We start from the raw sequence: 19,340 nt of genomic DNA on the forward strand, positions 1-19,340 counted from the left end.
AATGGGCAGACCCCTGACCGCGAATCCCCTAGGCTCACCTGAAAAATCTAGTCAAAAGGCCAATGACATGGACCGCAAACTACTCCTTATTATCCTGGACGGAGTTCCGTGGCGCAATTTCCGGCGCTTGTTTGGCAATCTCGAGGGTTGGGTCGACAGCGGCGAGGCACGGGTCTGGAAACTGCGCGCTGTGCTGCCATCGACTTCGGCCAGTTGCTATGCCTCGATCCATACAGGTGTGACTCCGCAGGAACACGGCTGTACCGGCAATGGCAACGTCTTTCGCCTGAGCCATAAGGACATTTTCAGCCAGGTCCGTGAGGCTGGAGGGGTAACCGGAGCAGTGACCCACAGCTATTGGTCACAATTCTTCAACCGCCATCCATTCGATTACGTCCGCGACATCGAATATGATGAGCCCGAGAGCAAGACGATCAACCACGGCCGGTTCCACACCATGACCGGCTACGGCAAAGCCAATCAGATGACCCCGTCTGACGTAGATCTCTATGCCACTCTGACCAATCTATGCCTGCGTCATGGGCTGGACTACGGCCTGCTGCATGCCTGTACTCTGGACAGTATGGGACACCGTTTTTACCACGATTGCGAAGAGATGGACCACGCTTGCTTCGTAGCTGACGAGATGTTGGCACCTTTCATCCCGCGTTGGCGGCAACTGGGGTACGACGTGATTGTGACCGCTGATCACGGGCAGGATGAGCGGGGGCACCACGGCGGGCGCAGCCCACTGCAACAGGAAACCGCGCTGTATTACTTTGGTGACGCCGAAGGCCCCGAGGTCGACACGGTGATCGACCAGCTTCAGCTAGCGCCCACGATCCTGAGCCGCATGGGGGCGCCTGTCGCCGAAACGATGAAAGCCGCGTCTTTCCTGAAGTAAGGGATTAATCGTAGGGCCAGATCTGCTGGCCCAACGCTTCAATCGCGACCGATATCCGCTCGAAACTATCTGCCGCGCGTTTCACAGAAGTTCGTGCGCGCAGATAGCCGTGAACGAGGCCGGGCTCATTGATCGAATGCGCCTGCCCTCCGGCGGCGGTGATCTTTTCGCAATAGCTCGCCCCGTCATCGCGCAGCGGGTCGCAATCTGCAGTTACAACTACTGTCGGTGGCAGGCCCGAGAAATCGGCGTCATGCAGTGGTCCAAATGTCGGATCATCTTGAGGGGTCTCACCTCCACAGCGCACCTTTTCGTAGAATTGGATTTCGTCCAGTGTCAAAAGCGGGGCGTGGGCGTGTTCGATATACGACCCCTTCGTGCTGTCGCCACCCAAACCCGGGTAGATCAGGACCTGCCCCAGCACATTCTCCAACCGCCCTCGCCCATATTGGGCAACCGCTGCCGCCAGGTTGCCACCGGCACTGTCACCGGCAAGCACGATGGGATCGCCGAACTCCTGCATCGCCCAATTCGTCGCGGTCCAACTGTCCTGAAACTGTGCAGGATGTACATGTTCGGGGCACAGGCGGTAGTCAACGGCTACGACCCGATACCCAGTCTGCGCGCAAATCTCGGCGCAGACGTCATCGTGACTGTCCAAACCACCGACAACAAAGCCACCTCCATGGAAATAGATGACGGTTCGTGTGGGTTGGCCCGCAGTGTATACGCGGACAGGCACGCCATCGGCCTGCCTGTCCTGTGTTTCGACCCCTTGCGGGCGGGGTTGGCGAAAGTCCCGACACATCGCGTCATACACACGGCGCTGATCTTCGATCGACAGGTCGACCGCATCATCGGGATAGCTTTCAGCCGTTCGTTTTATGAACGCCCAGGTATCTTCATCAATCAGACGTTCATAATCCATGCTCTCTCCCGGTCAGGCAGCCCACTCCCACGGCCGGGTGAACGATCCCAGCACTTTGCTGACATCGTCCTCTGAGGAGCCCTTCGCGTCAAGCTGTGCTACGAGCCCGCGTTTTTTATCGTCGATGACCGAAACGACCCGTGCCTCAAGACCCGCCTCTTCCAGTGCGCCGTTATAGATACGCGTGATTGCCTGTTTGCGGAGCTCAGGCTTAAAGACCTTGCCGACGGCGGTTTTGGGCAATTCGTCCAAAATGGTCATGTGCTTTGGTTGCGCCGCGCGTTCGTGAACATGGACGTTGCAATAATCCATCAGTTCTTTCTCGGAGACCGAGGCCCCATCGACCAGTTCGACGAATGCGCAGGGCACCTCGCCCGAATAGGCATCAGGCTGGCCAATGGCACCGGCAAAGGCGACAGCATCGTGGCCAAGCAGGGCTTCTTCGATCTCAGCCGGGTCTATGTTGTGCCCGCCGCGGATGATCAGGTCCTTGGCACGACCGGTGATCCAAAGGTAGCCATCCCCGTCAAAGCGTCCCAGATCGCCTGTGCGCAGGTATTTGTCGAAGTGGTACAGATCTACGTTCTTGTCCGCCTCGGTATAGGTATTGCCAGCAAAGACACCGGGGTTCGAAATGCAAATCTCACCGATTTCATCCACGGCGCATTCCTTTGGTCCATCCGGACCATCCTGCAGGATTTTCACATCCGTATAGGGGAACGGAATACCGATCGAGCCGATTTTCTTTTCCCCGTCCACCGGATTGCAGGACACCAGACAGGTGGCTTCGGTCAGGCCATAACCTTCCACGATAGTCACACCTGTCGCCTCTTCAAAGCGACGGAACAGTTCGACCGGCAACGGGGCCGAGCCTGAGAACGCTGTTTTGACGGTCGAGATATCCGCATCCACGGGGCGCTGCATCTTGGCCGCAATTGCGGTTGGAACGGTGATGATAAACGTCACCTTCCAGCGTTCGATCAGCTTCCAGAAATTGTCGAACACACCGTCGCCGCGATATCCCGCGGGCGTCGGGAAGACCACATGCGCGCCGGACGAGACCGCAGCCATCATGATCACATGCACGGCAAAAACGTGGAACATGGGCAGCGGGCACATGATCACATCTTCTTCGGAAAACAGCAGGGTGTTTCCCAGCCAACCGTTGTAGATCAGACCTGAATACTTGTGCTGTGCCACCTTGGGCATGCCAGTCGTACCGCCAGTGTGGAAATAACAGGCAACGCGATCTTCTTTGCTGTCTTCGAAGGTCAGAGTCGTCGGCTGCTTGGCCAGTTCCTTGTTGAAGTTCTTGTAATCCGCATGGGCCAGCTTTTCCTTGTCCCCCATCTTTGGGCGCAGGAATGGTACCAGCCAGGATTTCGGCGGCGTCAGATAGCGGTTGAGGTCAATCTCGAGAATGGTTTTGACGTTAGGCGCATGGCGCACCGCCTCTTCAACCTTCTGCGCCACATCCGTCTTGGGGAAGGATTTCAGCGTCACAACGACTTTGGCGCCGGTTTCGCGCAGGATTGCGGCGATCTGCTCGGGCTCTAGCAGCGGGTTGATCGGGTTCACGATCCCTGCAACCGCGCCACCCATCATTGTGACCAGCGTTTCGTTACAGTTGGGCAGCACATATGCCACCACGTCTTTCTCACCTACCCCTAACGATCGGAAGAGATTTGCAGCCTGATTGACCTTGCCCAATAATTGCGACCACGTCAGCGTCTCGGCCTTGTCCGTCGGGCCAGACATGAGCTGAAAGCTTACAGCGTTACTATTCGGAAATTTGCCTGCCGTGCGCGACAGCAACTGATGGAACGTGACCGGAACGTCCCGATCCTCCCACGACATTTCCTGCTCGATCCTCGCCTTGTCTTCCAAACCCACAAATGCCATGTGGCTCCTCCCTGTTCTTCTCCCACGTCTTGCGCGGCTTTTTCCATGACAAGATGGAAGCAAAACCACGCAGGTGCAAGCGACGGGTTAGAGGGGCCGCGCCCAAATTTGTAGAATTACGCAGCGACGCAAAATTGACTTCCCCGACGTCAGGCTATTCTGCCGCAACGCCGTCGGTGAATTGCAGACGTGCCAGACGCGCGTACAGCCCATCCTGATCGACCAGATCCTCATGCGTACCTTGTGCCACGATCTGACCGGCTTCCATCACAACAATCCGATCCGCCTTTTTGACGGTCGCAAGTCGGTGGGCAACGATCAGCGTGGTGCGCCCTGCGCGCATCTGGTCAACCGCGCCCTGAACTGCGCGTTCGCTTTCGGCATCCAATGCCGAAGTCGCCTCGTCCAGCAGCAGAACCGGAGCGTCGCGCAGGATTGCGCGGGCAATGGCGATCCGTTGCTTCTGGCCACCCGACAGCATCACGCCGCGTTCCCCGACAAAGCTGTCATAGCCCTCGGGCAGTTTCGAGATGAACTCATGCGCAGCCGCCGCCCTGGCAGCCGCTTCAACCTCGGCATCCGTCGCATCAAGGCGACCGAACCGGATGTTTTCACGGGCCGAGGCCGCAAAGATAATCGGGTCTTGGGGCACCAACGCCATGTGTTGCCGAAAGTCGGACCGGTCGAGGTCACACAGGTCAACGCCATCCAGACTGACATGACCTGCATCCGGATCGTAGAACCGCTGGATCATCTGGATGACAGTTGTTTTACCTGCCCCCGATGGGCCAACGAAAGCCACTGTTTCACCCGGTTGAATCGACAGGGTCAGATGGTCCAACGCCACGACATCCGGGCGGGCCGGATAGTGGAAGGTCACATCCTCAAAACGGATCTCACCCCGGACAGGGGTCCGGAGTGATGCTGACTTGGCCGGATCAGTCACCGTGTCTTGTGCGTTCAACAACTCCACCAGACGCTCGGTAGCACCGGCGGCGCGTTGCAGCTCGCTCCAAATCTCGGACAGGGCCGCGACAGAGCCGGCCATGATGATCGAATAAATCACGAACTGGATCAGCACGCCCTCGGTCATCACACCGTTGCGCACGTCATTGGCCCCCATCCACAGCACGCCCACAATGCCCGAGAATACGAGGAAGATTACGATAACCGTCATCACAGCGCGTGTCTGGATACGGCGCAACGAAACAACATAAGAGGTTTCGGTCATATCGCCGAATTGCTTTCGACTGGCTTGTTCATGCGTAAAGGCCTGAACCGTCTGAACTGCGCTCAGCGCTTCGCCTGCGTTGCCGGATGAGGCCGCGATCCAGTCCTGGTTTTCGCGGCTGAGGACCCGCAATCGACGCCCCAACACCAGAATTGGCACCACAACCACCGGGATCAGTAGCATCACCAATCCCGTTAGCTTGGCCGAGGTCAGAAGCATCAGAACCAAGCCACCCGCGAACAACAACATGTTACGCAAAGCGATAGACACAGACGACCCCAGTACCGACTGGATCAGGGTCGTGTCCGTGGTGATGCGGCTCAGGACCTCACCGGTCATGATGCGCTCGTAAAACTCGGGACTCATCCCGATAACGCGATCGAAAACGGCCTTACGGATATCGGCCACGACCCGTTCCCCTAACCGGGTCACCAGCGCATAACGGATACCTGTTCCCACGGCCAGAACCGCGGCAATGCCCAGCGCGGCCAGAAAGTACCAATCCAGCAGTTCACCGTCTTCAATGCGGAAATTGTCGACGACACGCCGCACCGCAAGCGGCAGGGTCAGCGTCATGCTGGCGGTCAGCACCAGCGCCAAGCCCGCGCCGATCATCAGGGCGCGATATGGCTTCATGAATGGCCAAAGAGACGACAGAACACCAATTTTCCGCGATCCCGCACGCTCTTCCGTGGCACCAGGCGCAGGTTTGCCCTTGGGAGTGGCTGAGGCAGAATTCGCCATTTTTGGCCCTTACGTCATATTCACACTAAAGTGTTCGCTTCTTGGCCGCCACGGCAAGCCGGGTCAAGAACCACTATATGTAACCCTTCACAAAAGGGCCATTTGACGCAGAATTTCGGAGCTGATTTGGAGCGGGCGGCGGGAATCGAACCCGCTTCATCAGCTTGGAAGGCTGAGGTAATAGCCAGTATACGACGCCCGCTCAGCGTTGGTCGGTTTAAGCGATGCGCCAGATGCCGTCAAGCGCCGTTCTAAGACAGAATTCAAATTCATCGGCAAAATTTGTCAGGCGAAAAACCACGACCTGCAGACAGTCATTCAATCCGTAAAAGAAAAGCTCAACCTAGCTCTGGCAACCATTCGCAATGGTCGAAATCGGCAGAAATCCGGATCATTGAACTGTATTCAAGGGCCGCCGGACTGGCCAATCCGATCATCTGAGCCGGATATGAAGTGGCCGCTGTCAGCGCGTCCTGCAATGGCACGCCAACTTGGTTGACCAGCACGCCAATTGCAGTGGTCAGGTCCAAATCCGCCCCGGCCAGCGTACCATCTGCCAGCGTCAACCTGCCGTCGGTTCGTGTGATTCTGCGGCCCTCGAGGGTAAACTCGGTTTGATCGCTCCCTGCTACGGCCATCGCATCACTGACCAGAAAGATCTGGCCAGGCCCGGATTTCGCGGCCCAAGCCGCGCGCATGGCCGCGGGGTGCACATGTACACCGTCGGCGATCAGCCCGGCAGATAGTGTTCCGTTTGCCAACGCCGCGCCAACAAGACCCGGTTCACGATTGCCCAGCTGGCTCATCGCATTGAAAAGGTGAGTTACACATCGCGCACCAGCGGCGGCATATTTCTGGCACGCTGCAAAGTCCGCATCGCTGTGCCCCAAGGATACAAGGATGCCGGCGTCACTCATGGCGCGGACCTGCTGTTCGGACACACCCTCGGGTGCAACAGTTACCTTGAGGCAAGGCAGTGCATCAGCGGCAGCAATCAACTCGTCCAGATCCGCCGCTTCCATCGGCCGTATCAGGTTTGCGTCGTGGGCCCCTTTCCGAGCAACCGACAGATGTGGTCCTTCCAAATGCAATCCGGCAACACCCGGCACCTGCGCGCGGACCGCCGCAATCGTCGCGCCTATTGCTGCACGGGTCTTGCTGGGCCCGTCGGTAATCAGCGTAGGCAACAGCGACGCCACACCCAAACTGCGATGGGCACTGGCAATTCTGCGGATCGTTTCGACCGACGGGTCATCGTTGAACATAATCCCATCGCCACCATTGACCTGCAGATCCACGTAACCGGGGCTGAGGATATCACCATTCAGATCGAAACTGTCTTTATTGCGGGCCACCTCGGCCTCGGGCACAATATCACCAGAACACCCATCGCGAAACACGATCGCGTGGTCTTGCATCAGCCGGTTGCCGTCAAAAATCTGCCCGTTTCGAAAGATCACCTCGCGCTCTGTCATACCGTCTCAGTCACTTTCTTCAGGTGCCGAGGCGCGTCCGGGTCAATCCCGCGTGCGCTGGCGACGGCCTCTACCATGCTGTAAAAAGACGTAATCGCCGTTATTGGGTCCGTGATCCAGTGATCCGTACGTACCACTGGTAGAGCGTGCGCACGCGAAACCTTGGTAGTCGTCGCAAAGACCGCAGCCCCTTTTCCGGCCAACGCATCGGCGGCATCGGCTGTCGCCTGTTCGGCTGCATCATTGGCCGCAAAGGAAATCACGGGAAACCCTTCTTCGACAATTGAAACAGGGCCGTGCAGCACCTCGGCCGCAGAGTAGCTTTCGGCGTGGATTTGGCAGGTTTCCTTGATCTTCAGAGCGGCTTCGTCGGAGATCGCATAAGAAGGCCCCCGGCCAAGCGTAAACAGCGAACGCCCAGTGATTGTCTCGGCGGCCGCAGACCAATCGCATTGAGCCGCCCGGGCCAGGTATTCAGGCAAGGATTGGATCGCCCGAATGAGTTCAGCATCCTCTTTGACCTCGGCCAACAGCCACAGGCCGGACACCAGCGAGGTCACAAACGTCTTGGTTGCCGCAACGCTCAGCTCCGGGCCAGCATGCAACGGCAGAACCGCATCCGCCACATCGGCCAAGCGCGATTCCGAGTTGTTGGTCGCGGCAATCGTCATGGCACCTGAGTTTCGCAGCGAACTTGTCAGACCAACAATATCCGGGCTTTGGCCGGATTGTGAGATGGACAGGCAAACCGATCCTTTTGCCCTGAGGTCTACACCGTAAATCGAACTGACGGACGGGCCTACTGAGGCTACCGGCAACCCCAACAACAATTCGCTGGCATACTTCAGGTAGCTGCAGGCGTGGTCGGATGATCCTCTTGCGACCGAAATCAAAAACCGCGGATCCGTCTCCCTCACGGTTTGTGCGGTTTTCTGGATATTCTCAGACCCCGCACTGAGCAATCGGTCGACGGCATCAGGGATCTCCAGAATTTCCTGACGCATTTTTGAGTTCTTTTCGGACATTTGTTCCCGGTCCTTCCGGCTAAAGGCGCAATTCTGCGACAAAATCATAAGCGTCGCCGCGATAGAGCGACCGCGTCATTTCCGCGACTCGCCCGTTTTTCAAAAATGAGATACGCTCGATGTTCAGCCCCGCCGCACCTTCAGGAACTTCCAGCAGTTCGGCCTCTCGCGCGGCAAGATTCAGCGCCGATATCTTTTGCAGCGCGCGCACCGGGCGGCGACCCAGACCTTCTAGCACTTCATACAGTGACGTGGTGACTTCGATCGGATTCGGCAGAATATCCAGCGGAAGTGCTGCACGTTCCAGCGCCAAGGGCCGCCCATCCGCTTCGCGCAGACGATAAATGCGGGAGATCTGCTCACCTTCTGCCAGATTCAGGGCGGTGACTTCTTCCGGGGTTGGCGCAAATACTCCACGCTCCAACCACTTTGACGTCGTCTCCATTCCCCGACTCGACATGTCCTCGGTGAACGAAGTCAGGTGCTTCAGCGATTGTTCGACCCTTGGGACACGTTCCCGGATGAAGGACCCTGATCCTTGCCTCTGTTCGATTATGCCTTCCTGCACCAGCTCCTGAATCGCCTTGCGCACGGTCACGCGGGACAATTCCGTGATTTCCACAAGCTCTCGTTCCGATGGCAGCGATGAATTCGGCGCAAGAACGCCCGTATCGATCCCCTCTTGCAACCTGCGCCGCAATTGTACGTAGCGAGGGCCATTTTCCGGGGTCAGCCAAAGATCAGAGCGCAGAAACTCAGCGATGCTCATGCGGGAACCTCCTTCGCCAGGGCCAGCGCTCCGGTCAACGGTTCGCCGGATGGAGGGCGTATTTCAGATTGCATGTCTGCGGGCAGATAGTCCGCATAGTACGGGGAGATTCCGCCGGTCAGGCATATCGCCACATCCGGCTGCCATCCGAGACCTGCTGCCATTTCGGAGATGTATTTGGCACCGGCTTGCATGATTTTCTTGGCGACCACGTCTCCGGAAGTTGCGGCGGTGGTCACCAAAGGAGCCAACGCACCAAACTCTGTTGGTGTCGCCCGTCCGGCAAATTCGACTATACCGGCGGCGCCGCTAAGTTCGTCCAGCAACTGCTGCGTCAGATCGCTTGAGGCCTGAACGCCATCCACGGAATTCAATGCTTCTGCCAACGCAAAGCGACCAACCCATTGTGCGGACGCCTCATCCCCTAATACTGGCCCCCACCCCCCGGCAAACCGCATCATCCGGTCTTTCTGAGAAGCAATAAAGGACCCGGTTCCGCAATGCGCGATCAGCCCATCCTGCGACCCAAGCGCACCACGAAGCGCGGCAGGTCGGTCATCTGAAACGCGCGCCCGCGTCAAGCCCAGGGCGCTTTGCACACGACCGGCGATACGGTCATCTGTGACACCGGCCAATCCCACAAAAGCGGGCAGACGAGTCAGGCCCTGAACATCCACAGCCAGCATTTGCGCCATCTGCGTGATCCCTGATTTCATCTGAAGGATCGAAGCTTCGAAATCGGTCGAGACGTTGGCAGCCCCGGTCTCAACAGAATGGACAATACCAGCTGCTTCACAAGCAACCCGACATCGGGTTCCACCACCGTCTATAGCCAATACAGCATTGTTCAGAGACTCAGTCATGACAATACCATTATAATACCTATTTCGATTAAGGAAGGTAAAAATAGACCAATTTCGACAGCTTTTTTCCAAATTCTGCCGAAAAACGTTGATTCCTATTAGAAAAATAAAATTATGGACAAGTGGTATTGAATAGGTATTGTATTGGTAACCGCAAAGGGGGATTCTTTTGACGCTGCCACCGACCGAACAACTGCATCCAGATGCCAACAAGCTGGACCCACAGGACCTTGTCGCCTCTGCTCGGGCACTGGTCGAGGGCCAGATTGCCGCCGCGACCTCGGCGCGGGGCGCGTTGGCTGCAATTGCGCGTGGCGCCGCCGCCATGGCACAGTCCATCCGAGCGGGCGGCACGTTACATTATGTGGCCGCCGGCTCATCCGGGTTGATGGCCGCCGCCGACGCACAAGAACTGGGCGGCACCTTCTCAATCCCCTCAGACCAGCTTTGCATACATATGGCCGGCGGCCTGCCCACTGGCGTGGAAATGCCCGGCGGCGCAGAGGACGAAGCCGACGGGCTTGAGGACGCACTTTCGACGCTGCAACCGACTGATACGATCATCGCGGTGTCCGCAAGCGGCTCGACCCGCTACACCATGATCGCCTGCAACATCGCCCGATCACATGGCGCAACCGTTATCGGCATCGCCAACAATGCAGGCAGCCCTTTGCTTGAAGGTGCTGACATCCCAATTCTACTGGCGACGCCGCCGGAACTGGTTTCCGGTTCAACGCGGATGGGTGCAGGAACGGCCCAGAAAATCGCACTCAACATGCTGTCGTCGCTCATGGCGCTGCAACTGGGTCACATTCACGGTGGCATGATGGTCAATCTGCGCGCCGACAATGACAAACTGCGCGCCCGAGCCACCGGGATCGTTGCGCGGATCGCCGAAGTCGATGCGGAAACGGCAAAGCAAGCATTGGACGCTGCAAACGGGGACGTGAAACCAGCAGTGCTGATCGCGGCGCGCGGTATGTCACCGACGGACGCCATGGCCACTTTGAACGCAAGCGGCGGAGTATTGAAGTCCACGCTGGAACAAGAAATTTGACTGCTAACCAACTGGGAGAAGAACAATGAAACGCAATAGCCTGAAACTGGCGCTACTGGGCACGACCCTTATGGCGTCAACCGCTTATGCCGAGGACGTAACGCTTGTTATCGAAAGCTGGCGCAATGACGACCTGACGCTTTGGCAGGAACAGATCATTCCCGCGTTCGAAGCCAAACACCCTGGTATCAAACTGCAATTTACCCCGTCTGCCCCGGCAGAATACAATGCGGTTCTGAATTCCAAGTTGGACGCAGGTTCCGCGGGCGACCTGATCACCTGCCGCCCCTTCGACGCGTCTCTGGCCCTATATGAGGCCGGCCACCTGACCGACCTGTCCTCGGTCGACGCGATGAGCAACTTCTCGGACGTGGCAAAATCGGCATGGCAGACGGATGACGGCTCGGCCAGTTTCTGCGTTCCTATGGCGTCGGTGATCCACGGCTTCATCTACAACAAAGATGCGTTTGCCGAGTTGGGCATCGAAGTGCCGACCACCGAAGACGAGTTCTTTGCCGCGCTGGATAAAATCAAAGAAGACGGCACTTACATCCCGATGGCGATGGGCACCAACGATCAGTGGGAAGCAGCCACGATGGGGTACAACAATATCGGCCCGAACTATTGGAAAGGTGAAGAAGGTCGTCAGGCCCTTATCGCAGGTGAACAGAAACTGACAGACGAGCCGTGGACCGCCCCATACGCCACACTGGCACGCTGGGGACAGTATCTGGGCGACGGGTACGAGGCGCAGACCTATCCCGACAGCCAGAACATCTTCACGCTAGGCCGTGCTGCGATCTATCCTGCCGGTTCGTGGGAGATTGCAGGGTTTAACACACAAGCCGACTTCGAAATGGGTGCATTCAAGCCACCGGTCAAAAACGCGGGCGACACTTGCTATATCTCTGACCACACGGACATCGGCATCGGCATGAATGCCGCCAGCGAGCATCCGGAAGCGGCCAAAACCTTCCTGACCTGGGTCGCAAGCCCTGAATTCGCTGAAATCTTCGGAAACGCCGTTCCGGGTTTCTTCCCACTGTCCAAAACTCCGGTCGAGCTGCAGGACCCCTTGGCCAAGGAATTTGTGGGATGGCGCGACGAGTGTGAGTCGACCATCCGCTCGACCTACCAGATCCTGTCGCGCGGTACGCCGAACCTTGAGAACGAGACCTGGGGCGCATCCGTTGCCGCCATCAAGGGTGCCAGCACGCCCGAGGAATTGGGCGCAGACCTGCAGAAAGGTCTGTCCTCCTGGTACGCACCGCACCAGTAACCTCTGAACCGAAACATACCCAGGCGGTCACCATCGCCTGGGTAACCCCCACACCCCTTTGAAAGCAGTCTCATGAACCGCCCCCGCTTCCGCTGGCATATCGTTGTGTTTCTTGCACCGGCCGTTCTCGTTTACACGGCGGTCATGATCTTCCCGCTGTTCAACACGCTGCGACTGGCGCTTTACACGGAAATCGACCAAAGCCGCGTCTTCGTCGGGTTGCAGAATTTTCAAACCCTGTTCTTTGATCCGATCTGGTCCGAACAGTTCTGGAACGCCTTAGGTAACAACTTCTGGTTTTTCCTGATCCACATGCTGGTGCAGAACCCCATCGGGATTGCTCTGGCCGCCCTGCTCAGCCACCCGCGCCTGCGATTTGCGGCGCTGTACCGATCGGCGATCTTCATCCCTACGATCCTAAGTTTTGTGATCGTCGGATTCGCCTGGAAGCTGATCCTGTCGCCGATCTGGGGCATTGCGCCGTCCATGCTCGACGCGATAGGCCTCAAGTCGCTGTTCGCGCCGTGGCTTGGGAAAGAGGAATACGCGCTGACGACACTGGCGTTGATCTCTGTCTGGCAGTTTGTCGGGATCCCGATGATGCTGATCTATGCTGCCTTGTTGACCATCCCGGAAGAAATCCTTGAGGCGGGCGAGATTGACGGGATTACCGGCGCCTCGGCCTTCTGGAAGATCAAGTTGCCGCTGATCCTGCCTTCGATCGGGATCATCTCGATCCTGACTTTCGTGGGCAACTTCAACGCATTCGACCTGATCTATGCCGCGCAGGGCGCGCTAGCCGGGCCGGACTTCTCGACCGATATTCTGGGTACTTTCATGTACCGCACATTCTTCGGCTTCCAACTGCAACTGGGTGACCCACATATGGGGTCGGCAATCGCCGGGGCGATGTTCGCCATCATCCTTGTTGGCGTCTGCATCTATCTGTTCGGCATCCAGACCCGGATGCGCCGGTATCAACTGTGAGGGCCCAGAGATGAACAAAGCACGTCATAACCCCCTCAACATGATCGCGATGCACGGCGCGCTGATCCTGTACACGCTGATCGCCCTGTTCCCGATCTTTGTAATCCTGATCAACAGCTTCAAGTCCCGCCGCGCAATCTTTCGCGAGCCACTGGCCCTGCCCAACGCAGACAGCTTCTCGATGATCGGTTATGAGACGGTGATGAAGCAGGGGGATTTCTTCCTCTACTTCCAGAACTCGATGATCGTTACTGTCGCGTCGCTTTTCTTTGTCCTGCTGTTCGGTGCGATGGCTGCTTATGCGCTGTCGGAATACCAGTTCAAAGGCAATCTGGTCATGGGCTTGTACCTTGCGCTAGGGATCATGATCCCCATCCGCATCGGCACTGTCGCCATCCTTGAGATGATGGTTGCGACTGGGCTGGTGAATACGCTTTGGGCGCTGATCCTGGTTTATACGGCGCAGGGATTACCGTTGGCGGTGTTTATCCTGTCGGAATTCATGCGGCAGGTCAGCGATGACCTGAAGAATGCCGGGCGCATTGACGGGCTATCCGAATACACAATCTTCTTCCGCCTTGTTCTGCCGCTCGTTCGCCCGGCAATGGCAACGGTGGCCGTATTCAACATGATCCCGATCTGGAACGATCTGTGGTTCCCGTTGATCCTGGCCCCAGCCGAAGAAACCAAAACGCTCACACTGGGCAGCCAGGTTTTCATCGGTCAGTTCGTGACAGACTGGAACGCGGTCCTGTCGGCTCTGTCGATGGCGATCCTGCCTGTTCTGATCCTGTACGTCATCTTCTCTCGTCAGCTGATCCGCGGCATCACCTCCGGAGCAGTCAAATGACCCGCGTTCTGATAGCAGGCCTCGGCAACATGGGGCTGAGCCACGCATTGGCCCACCATCACCACCCCGACGCGCAGATCGTTGGTTTGGTAAACCGGTCTGGACGTATGGATCATCCAGATCTTTCGGATTACCCGGCTTACTCAGATTTCACCGCGGCGCTGGAAGAAACCAAACCCGATCTGGTCGTGGTCGCCACTTACTCTGATAGCCACGCGGATTACGCCTGTGCGGCCATGGAGGCTGGCGTGCATGTGTTTGTTGAAAAACCGCTCGCGACCAACGTGGCCGACGCGCGGCGTGTGGTCGAAACCGCGACCAAGCTGAACCGCAAACTGGTGGTCGGCTATATCCTACGCCACCACCCGTCGTGGATACGGTTGATCGACGAGGCGCGCAATCTGGGTGGACCTTACGTGTTCCGTCTGAACCTGAACCAGCAATCGACAGGCGCGGAATGGGAAACGCATAAGGCACTGATGCAGACCACCTCACCCATCGTCGATTGTGGTGTGCACTATGTCGACGTCATGTGTCAGATTACAGACGCGCAACCTGTCCGGGTCCACGGAATGGGTCTGCGGCTGTCGGATGAGATTGCGCCGGATATGTACAATTACGGCCAGTTTCAGGTGGTCTTTGGCGACGGCTCAGTCGGCTGGTACGAGGCCGGATGGGGCCCGATGATGTCGGAAACCGCGTTCTTCGTGAAAGATATCGTGTCGCCCAACGGGTCGGTCTCGATCACCGATGGGAACAAGGGCGCGTCTGCCGACATCGACGGCCATACCAAAGTCGGCGGCCTGCTTATCCACACGCCACAGGGCGACCACTCTATCGATATGCCGGACGAACCCGGCCATCAGGAACTCTGCGATGCTGAACAGGCTTACATGCTGCGCGCCATCGCTGAAGACATCGACCTGACCCGTCACATGAATGACGCTGTCCAATCGCTTGCCATTTGTCTGGCTGCGGATCAAAGCATCCGAACCGGCCAGCCCGTTTCCCTTGAGGAGCCCGCATCATGACCGCCCTGACCCTGAAAAATGTCAACAAATCCTTTGGCAACGTACATGTCTTGAAAGACATCACACTGGAAGTGGAAGAGGGCGAATTCGTCGTCTTTGTCGGCCCCTCGGGCTGTGGCAAATCCACCCTGCTGCGCGTGATTGCAGGGCTTGAGGATGCATCGTCCGGCGATATCAACATTGGCGGGCAGCAGGTCAATCTGGTGCCGCCCTCCAAGCGCGGGATTGCGATGGTGTTCCAAAGCTATGCGCTCTACCCACATCTCAGCGTACGTGGAAACATGACACTTGCGTTGAAGCAGGAAAAGCAGCCCAAATCGGTGATCGAAGAGCGTGTGGCCAATGCCAGCCGCATGTTGAACCTTGAACCCTATCTGGACCGCTACCCGTCCGAACTGTCTGGCGGTCAACGCCAGCGGGTTGCAATCGGGCGCGCTATCGTTCGTGAACCGAAACTGTTCCTGTTTGATGAGCCGCTGTCCAATCTGGACGCAGCCCTCCGGATGAATACGCGGATCGAGATTGCCAACCTGCACCGGGCACTGGATGCGTCGATGATTTATGTGACCCATGACCAGACCGAGGCGATGACGCTGGCCGACAAGATCGTCGTGCTGCGCGATGGTCGCGTTGAACAGATCGGCAGCCCGATGGAGCTGTACAACAACCCCGCCAATCAGTTTGTCGCCGGGTTCCTGGGGTCACCGTCCATGAACTTCCTACCCGAAGCGCTGCTTCAGGAAAGCGGCCAGAATACGATTGGAATTCGCCCCGAAGACCTGTTTCTGTCGGATGACGGTCCGCTTGCCGCGCGTGTCAGCCATGTGGAAAAACTGGGCGGAGATACGAACGTCATTGCCAAAGTTCAGGACCACGACGTGACAGCGCGTTTGTTTGGTCAGCACGCGATCGCGGAAGGCCAGGAATTGCGATTCGGATATGCTTCGGAAAAAGCCTACCGCTTTGACGAAGCTGGGCAACGGCTGACCTAATTCGTATGTTGTCGGGATCACTCAACATGATCCCGACAAAGCACAACACCAATAATACATGCACAGCTGGCAGATTGCTTTGACATCCATTTGCCAGCCGACTGGTTTTTTATGTTTCCTGCCGGATTAAGTGACGTCATTAATTATGTTGTTAAGAACATGTCACAAAGACGTCCTACATGCCTGTCATCAACTACGTTAAGACAGCCAGGAGCCATTCATGAAAGATGTTGATACCACCAACCTGTCCGCCGACGACTGGGATGAGCTGCACTTCCCCCGCCCCGAGGAAAACGACTTTGACCGCGTCGTCGAAAGCGCAATCTCGCGCCGTGGCTTTCTGGCTGGCGTAGTGGCCTTTGGTTCGGGTGCTGTCGCGATGGGCACGGGCCTGCTAGGTTCCACCTCCGCCCAGGCTGTCGAAGCTTCGCGCTTTGCCTTCACTCCGATTGCCGCACAGACTGACGGCACAGTACATGTCCCCGAGGGGTACGAGTGGAAAGTTGTGACACGCTGGGGCGACCCACTGTTTTCCGACGCTGATGGCTATGACATCACCGATGGTGGCCCGGTTGAGAAATCGGATCGCATCTTTGGCGAAAACACCGACGGGATGGAGACATTCTCGTTCCAGGGTCTCGAGTTGATCGCGATCAACCACGAATACCCGAACCGCAAGATCAACCTGCCCGCCGCGCAGGAAGGCGTGCCGGCCAGCGCTGATGATGTTCTGAAGCTGCAGAATATTCAGGGCGTTACTGTGATGGAAATCGCTGAAGGCCCCGCCGGCTGGTCAGTTGTCAAAGACAGTCCTTTCAACCGCCGCATCCACCATAACACCCCGATGAAGATCGTTGGCCCGGCCGCCGGTCACGACTTGCTGAAAACCGAAGCTGATCCAACCGGTACAGCATCACTAGGCACCATGAACAACTGCGGCGCGGGGAAGACGCCTTGGGGCACTTACCTGACCTGTGAAGAAAACTTTAACGGCTACTTCGGGTCCAGCGACGAAAATGCCACCTACGACCAAAAGGTTGCAGATGGCTTCAAGCGCTATGGTGTGAAGGCCGAAAGCTGGAACGGGTATGAACTGTTCGATCCGCGTTTCGATACGTCGAAAAACCCGAATGAGCCACACCGCGCGGGCTGGATCGTCGAAATTGACCCGACCAAACCAGACAGCACGCCGGTCAAACACACTGGCTTAGGCCGTTTCAAGCACGAGAATGCCGAGGTGACCCTGGCCGCCGATGGCCGCGTGGTTGTCTATATGGGCGACGATGAGCGGGGCGAGTACCTGTACAAGTTTGTCTCGAACGGCACCTATCAGCCGGGCGGCCAGACCGAAAACTTGCTGAATGACGGCACGCTTTATGTGGCCAAGTTCAACGACGACATGAAGGGCGAGTGGCTGGCTCTGACGCCGGAAACCACCGGAATGGAAGCAGCCGAGATCGCGATCTTCACCCGTATGGCCGCCTCCAAGGTCGGCGGCACCACAATGGACCGCCCCGAATGGGTGGCTTCCAGCCCTGTTGCGGTTGAGGCCTATTGCTGCCTGACCAACAACAAGAACCGCGGCGTGAAGCCGAACGCCGGTGGTGATGACACCTCGGTCAACGCGGCCAACCCGCGCGAGGCCAACAAATACGGTCAGATCGTGCGTTGGCGTCCAGTAAATGACGATCACGCCGTCGAAGGGTTTGATTGGGATCTCTATGTCATGGCCGGAAACCCGACCGTGCACAAAGATGACCGCGCCGGGTCAGCGAATGTGAACGAAGGTAACCTGTTTAACTCGCCTGACGGAATGGTCATCGACTCGACTGGCCTGATCTGGATCCAGACAGACGGCAATGACGACAACGAGGGCGACTTCGATGGTAACGGCAACAACCAAATGCTGGTTGGCGACCCGATCACCGGCGAAATCGCGCGCTTTATGACTGGCCCGAACGGTTGCGAAGTCACGGGCCTGGCTTGGTCCAGTGATCTGCGCACCATGTTCGTTGGCATTCAGCACCCCGGCAGCAACTGGCCGGATGGTGGTACATCGCGTTCTTCCGTGATCGCGATCAAGCGCACCGACAACGGTCTGGTTGGGTAAACCCACCAAAAAACGAAACGCCCCCGACTTTACGGTTCGGGGGCGTTTTGGGATCAGATGTCCTCGCCCGGTATTGCAAGTGGCCCACCCGGGGCCATCAGATGACGCTCTGACAGCCAGGGGTTCAACTCCAGAGCCTCAGACAACGCTTCGCGCGCCTCATCAATGCGCTGAAGTCCCAGCAATGTCAGGGCTCGTCCGCTGATTGCGGCGACATGGTTGGGTGACAGCTCGATCGCCTTTTCCAAATCGGGCAGCGCCGATTGAAAATCCTGCCGCAGGTAGTGGGCAAAGGCCCGTTGATTGTACCCTTCGGCGTAGGACGGACAGTAGGCGATCAGCCTGTCGAAATCCTCAATCGCGCCCAGCAGGTCCCACGCATTCCGACGTGTCATTCCACGATCCAAAACAGCCTGAGCACTTTCGTCCGGGGCATCTGTCCAGAACTCCCAAAGCTGACCAGACAGCGCACGGGCGGACTGTTCGGTTTCGGCGTCCCGTATCTGCTCCAGAACTGCCGATACCTCTGCGGAATGGTCTGGCGCGACCGGACAGTCCTGAGCATTGGCTGCAAAAACGGTCGCGGCATAAAAAATCGAGGCGTAGGCTAAGCGTTTCATGCGCCAATGGTGACGCGCGCAGGGCGTTCGTCAACCCATCGCGTCCAAGGCTCCGGACACCCCGGTCTCTTTCACAGCCTCCATCGCAACAAAGGTCGAGGTATTGGCGACATGTGGCAAAGAAGAGATCTTTTCGGCCAGAACCGCGCGGTACTCCGACATCGATCCGGTGCGAATCTTCAGCAGATAGTCAAAATTCGATGCAATCATATGGGCTTGTTCGATCTCAGGCACTTTGCGGACGGCAGCGTTGAAATCGGCCAAAGCCTTCTCGCGCGTGTCGGCCAACCGAACCTCGACAAAGGCAACGTGGTCCAGTCCGAGGCGAATAGGGTCCAGTAGGGCACGGTATCCCTTAATGATGCCGTCGGCTTCAAGTCTCTTCACACGTGCTTGAGTTGGGGATTTTGACAGCCCAATACGGCGCGCGAGGTCGGCAACGGGTATCCGACCGTCCTCAGCCAGAATCGCAAGAATCGATCTGTCGAACCGGTCCAGCCCCGGGAAGTCTTTTTGCATCGCTCAAACCTCTCAAATCAGGCCATTCGCCTAGCCAAACGCAAAACTAAGGCA

17 protein-coding genes and 1 tRNA gene are annotated in these 19,340 nt (G+C 57.6%); 8 read left to right on the forward strand and 10 right to left on the reverse strand.

From position 1 onward, the window contains the following. The first annotated feature begins 67 nt into the window (after positions 1 to 67). Complete coding sequence (locus GOW16_RS01655; protein WP_170409613.1) at positions 68 to 904, forward strand: alkaline phosphatase family protein; 837 nt, start codon at positions 68 to 70, stop codon at positions 902 to 904. 4 nt (positions 905 to 908) lie between these two features. Here the strand turns inward: GOW16_RS01655 and GOW16_RS01660 are convergent, their stop codons facing one another. The 8 genes from GOW16_RS01660 to GOW16_RS01695 all read right to left on the reverse strand — a co-directional run bounded on the left by GOW16_RS01660 (position 909) and on the right by GOW16_RS01695 (position 9,841). Next, a complete protein-coding gene (locus GOW16_RS01660; RefSeq protein WP_170409615.1) occupies positions 909 to 1,832 on the reverse strand; it encodes an alpha/beta hydrolase in 924 nt (307 codons plus the stop codon). A 12-nt stretch (positions 1,833 to 1,844) separates the two neighbouring features. Next, positions 1,845 to 3,734, reverse strand: coding sequence for an acyl-CoA synthetase (locus GOW16_RS01665; RefSeq protein ID WP_170409616.1), 1,890 nt, complete (start codon positions 3,732 to 3,734; stop codon positions 1,845 to 1,847). A gap of 154 nt (positions 3,735 to 3,888) precedes the next feature. Beyond that, positions 3,889 to 5,709 (reverse strand): ABC transporter transmembrane domain-containing protein, encoded by a 1,821-nt coding sequence (locus GOW16_RS01670; protein WP_170409617.1) that lies wholly within the window; start codon positions 5,707 to 5,709, stop codon positions 3,889 to 3,891. A 127-nt stretch (positions 5,710 to 5,836) separates the two neighbouring features. Beyond that, a tRNA-Gly gene (locus GOW16_RS01675) sits at positions 5,837 to 5,911 on the reverse strand. A gap of 136 nt (positions 5,912 to 6,047) precedes the next feature. Then, positions 6,048 to 7,184 (reverse strand): N-acetylglucosamine-6-phosphate deacetylase, encoded by a 1,137-nt coding sequence (nagA, locus tag GOW16_RS01680; protein ID WP_170409618.1) that lies wholly within the window; start codon positions 7,182 to 7,184, stop codon positions 6,048 to 6,050. Then, positions 7,181 to 8,209: an SIS domain-containing protein gene (locus tag GOW16_RS01685; RefSeq protein ID WP_170409619.1), complete on the reverse strand. Its 1,029-nt coding sequence runs from the start codon at positions 8,207 to 8,209 to the stop codon at positions 7,181 to 7,183. The genes nagA and GOW16_RS01685 overlap by 4 nt, the downstream gene beginning before the upstream one ends. 19 nt (positions 8,210 to 8,228) lie before the next feature. Continuing rightward, positions 8,229 to 8,978 carry a GntR family transcriptional regulator gene (locus GOW16_RS01690; RefSeq protein ID WP_170409620.1) on the reverse strand — a complete coding sequence of 250 codons (750 nt, stop codon included), beginning with the start codon at positions 8,976 to 8,978 and terminating at the stop codon, positions 8,229 to 8,231. Next, entirely contained in the window at positions 8,975 to 9,841 is an 867-nt protein-coding gene (locus tag GOW16_RS01695) for a BadF/BadG/BcrA/BcrD ATPase family protein (RefSeq protein WP_170409621.1), read from the reverse strand. The genes GOW16_RS01690 and GOW16_RS01695 overlap by 4 nt, the downstream gene beginning before the upstream one ends. Before the next feature lie 169 nt (positions 9,842 to 10,010). Between GOW16_RS01695 and GOW16_RS01700 the strand changes: the two genes are divergently transcribed. The 7 genes from GOW16_RS01700 to GOW16_RS01730 all read left to right on the forward strand — a co-directional run bounded on the left by GOW16_RS01700 (position 10,011) and on the right by GOW16_RS01730 (position 18,147). After that, a complete protein-coding gene (locus GOW16_RS01700; protein WP_170409622.1) occupies positions 10,011 to 10,898 on the forward strand; it encodes an N-acetylmuramic acid 6-phosphate etherase in 888 nt (295 codons plus the stop codon). Between the two features lie 25 nt (positions 10,899 to 10,923). Then, complete coding sequence (locus GOW16_RS01705; RefSeq protein ID WP_170409623.1) at positions 10,924 to 12,177, forward strand: ABC transporter substrate-binding protein; 1,254 nt, start codon at positions 10,924 to 10,926, stop codon at positions 12,175 to 12,177. A 72-nt stretch (positions 12,178 to 12,249) separates the two neighbouring features. Next, the gene (locus GOW16_RS01710; RefSeq protein ID WP_170409625.1) at positions 12,250 to 13,164 is read left to right on the forward strand and encodes a carbohydrate ABC transporter permease; all 915 of its coding nucleotides are present in this window, start codon (positions 12,250 to 12,252) and stop codon (positions 13,162 to 13,164) included. Between the two features lie 10 nt (positions 13,165 to 13,174). Next, a complete protein-coding gene (locus tag GOW16_RS01715; RefSeq protein ID WP_170409627.1) occupies positions 13,175 to 14,014 on the forward strand; it encodes a carbohydrate ABC transporter permease in 840 nt (279 codons plus the stop codon). Next, the gene (locus tag GOW16_RS01720; RefSeq protein WP_170409629.1) at positions 14,011 to 15,045 is read left to right on the forward strand and encodes a Gfo/Idh/MocA family protein; all 1,035 of its coding nucleotides are present in this window, start codon (positions 14,011 to 14,013) and stop codon (positions 15,043 to 15,045) included. Before GOW16_RS01715 ends, GOW16_RS01720 begins: the two co-directional genes overlap by 4 nt. Next, entirely contained in the window at positions 15,042 to 16,037 is a 996-nt protein-coding gene (locus GOW16_RS01725; protein WP_170409631.1) for an ABC transporter ATP-binding protein, read from the forward strand. Before GOW16_RS01720 ends, GOW16_RS01725 begins: the two co-directional genes overlap by 4 nt. A gap of 220 nt (positions 16,038 to 16,257) precedes the next feature. Next, positions 16,258 to 18,147, forward strand: a complete 1,890-nt coding sequence (locus tag GOW16_RS01730; protein WP_170409633.1) for a PhoX family protein — start codon at positions 16,258 to 16,260, stop codon at positions 18,145 to 18,147. Between the two features lie 53 nt (positions 18,148 to 18,200). Here the strand turns inward: GOW16_RS01730 and GOW16_RS01735 are convergent, their stop codons facing one another. After that, on the reverse strand, positions 18,201 to 18,767 hold the full coding sequence (locus GOW16_RS01735; RefSeq protein WP_170409637.1) for a tetratricopeptide repeat protein: 567 nt from the start codon (positions 18,765 to 18,767) through the stop codon (positions 18,201 to 18,203). 30 nt (positions 18,768 to 18,797) lie between these two features. Continuing rightward, complete coding sequence (locus tag GOW16_RS01740; RefSeq protein ID WP_170409639.1) at positions 18,798 to 19,286, reverse strand: Lrp/AsnC family transcriptional regulator; 489 nt, start codon at positions 19,284 to 19,286, stop codon at positions 18,798 to 18,800. Positions 19,287 to 19,340: the final 54 nt, after the last annotated feature.

It is taken from the genome of Ruegeria atlantica (genome assembly GCF_013033965.1).
Taxonomy (GTDB): domain Bacteria; phylum Pseudomonadota; class Alphaproteobacteria; order Rhodobacterales; family Rhodobacteraceae; genus Ruegeria; species Ruegeria atlantica_D.

What these genes read in the sequence shown, in the direction of transcription:
- GOW16_RS01685 (WP_170409619.1), bottom strand. Translation starts at nt 8,209, where the DNA reads ATGTCCGAAAAGAACTCAAAAATGCGTCAGGAAATTCTGGAGATCCCT.
- GOW16_RS01725 (WP_170409631.1), top strand. Translation starts at nt 15,042, where the DNA reads ATGACCGCCCTGACCCTGAAAAATGTCAACAAATCCTTTGGCAACGTA.
- GOW16_RS01705 (WP_170409623.1), top strand. Translation starts at nt 10,924, where the DNA reads ATGAAACGCAATAGCCTGAAACTGGCGCTACTGGGCACGACCCTTATG.
- nagA (WP_170409618.1), bottom strand. Translation starts at nt 7,184, where the DNA reads ATGACAGAGCGCGAGGTGATCTTTCGAAACGGGCAGATTTTTGACGGC.
- GOW16_RS01735 (WP_170409637.1), bottom strand. Translation starts at nt 18,767, where the DNA reads ATGAAACGCTTAGCCTACGCCTCGATTTTTTATGCCGCGACCGTTTTT.
- GOW16_RS01730 (WP_170409633.1), top strand. Translation starts at nt 16,258, where the DNA reads ATGAAAGATGTTGATACCACCAACCTGTCCGCCGACGACTGGGATGAG.
- GOW16_RS01740 (WP_170409639.1), bottom strand. Translation starts at nt 19,286, where the DNA reads ATGCAAAAAGACTTCCCGGGGCTGGACCGGTTCGACAGATCGATTCTT.
- GOW16_RS01695 (WP_170409621.1), bottom strand. Translation starts at nt 9,841, where the DNA reads ATGACTGAGTCTCTGAACAATGCTGTATTGGCTATAGACGGTGGTGGA.
- GOW16_RS01690 (WP_170409620.1), bottom strand. Translation starts at nt 8,978, where the DNA reads ATGAGCATCGCTGAGTTTCTGCGCTCTGATCTTTGGCTGACCCCGGAA.
- GOW16_RS01660 (WP_170409615.1), bottom strand. Translation starts at nt 1,832, where the DNA reads ATGGATTATGAACGTCTGATTGATGAAGATACCTGGGCGTTCATAAAA.
- GOW16_RS01715 (WP_170409627.1), top strand. Translation starts at nt 13,175, where the DNA reads ATGAACAAAGCACGTCATAACCCCCTCAACATGATCGCGATGCACGGC.
- GOW16_RS01670 (WP_170409617.1), bottom strand. Translation starts at nt 5,709, where the DNA reads ATGGCGAATTCTGCCTCAGCCACTCCCAAGGGCAAACCTGCGCCTGGT.
- GOW16_RS01720 (WP_170409629.1), top strand. Translation starts at nt 14,011, where the DNA reads ATGACCCGCGTTCTGATAGCAGGCCTCGGCAACATGGGGCTGAGCCAC.
- GOW16_RS01710 (WP_170409625.1), top strand. Translation starts at nt 12,250, where the DNA reads ATGAACCGCCCCCGCTTCCGCTGGCATATCGTTGTGTTTCTTGCACCG.
- GOW16_RS01655 (WP_170409613.1), top strand. Translation starts at nt 68, where the DNA reads ATGGACCGCAAACTACTCCTTATTATCCTGGACGGAGTTCCGTGGCGC.
- GOW16_RS01665 (WP_170409616.1), bottom strand. Translation starts at nt 3,734, where the DNA reads ATGGCATTTGTGGGTTTGGAAGACAAGGCGAGGATCGAGCAGGAAATG.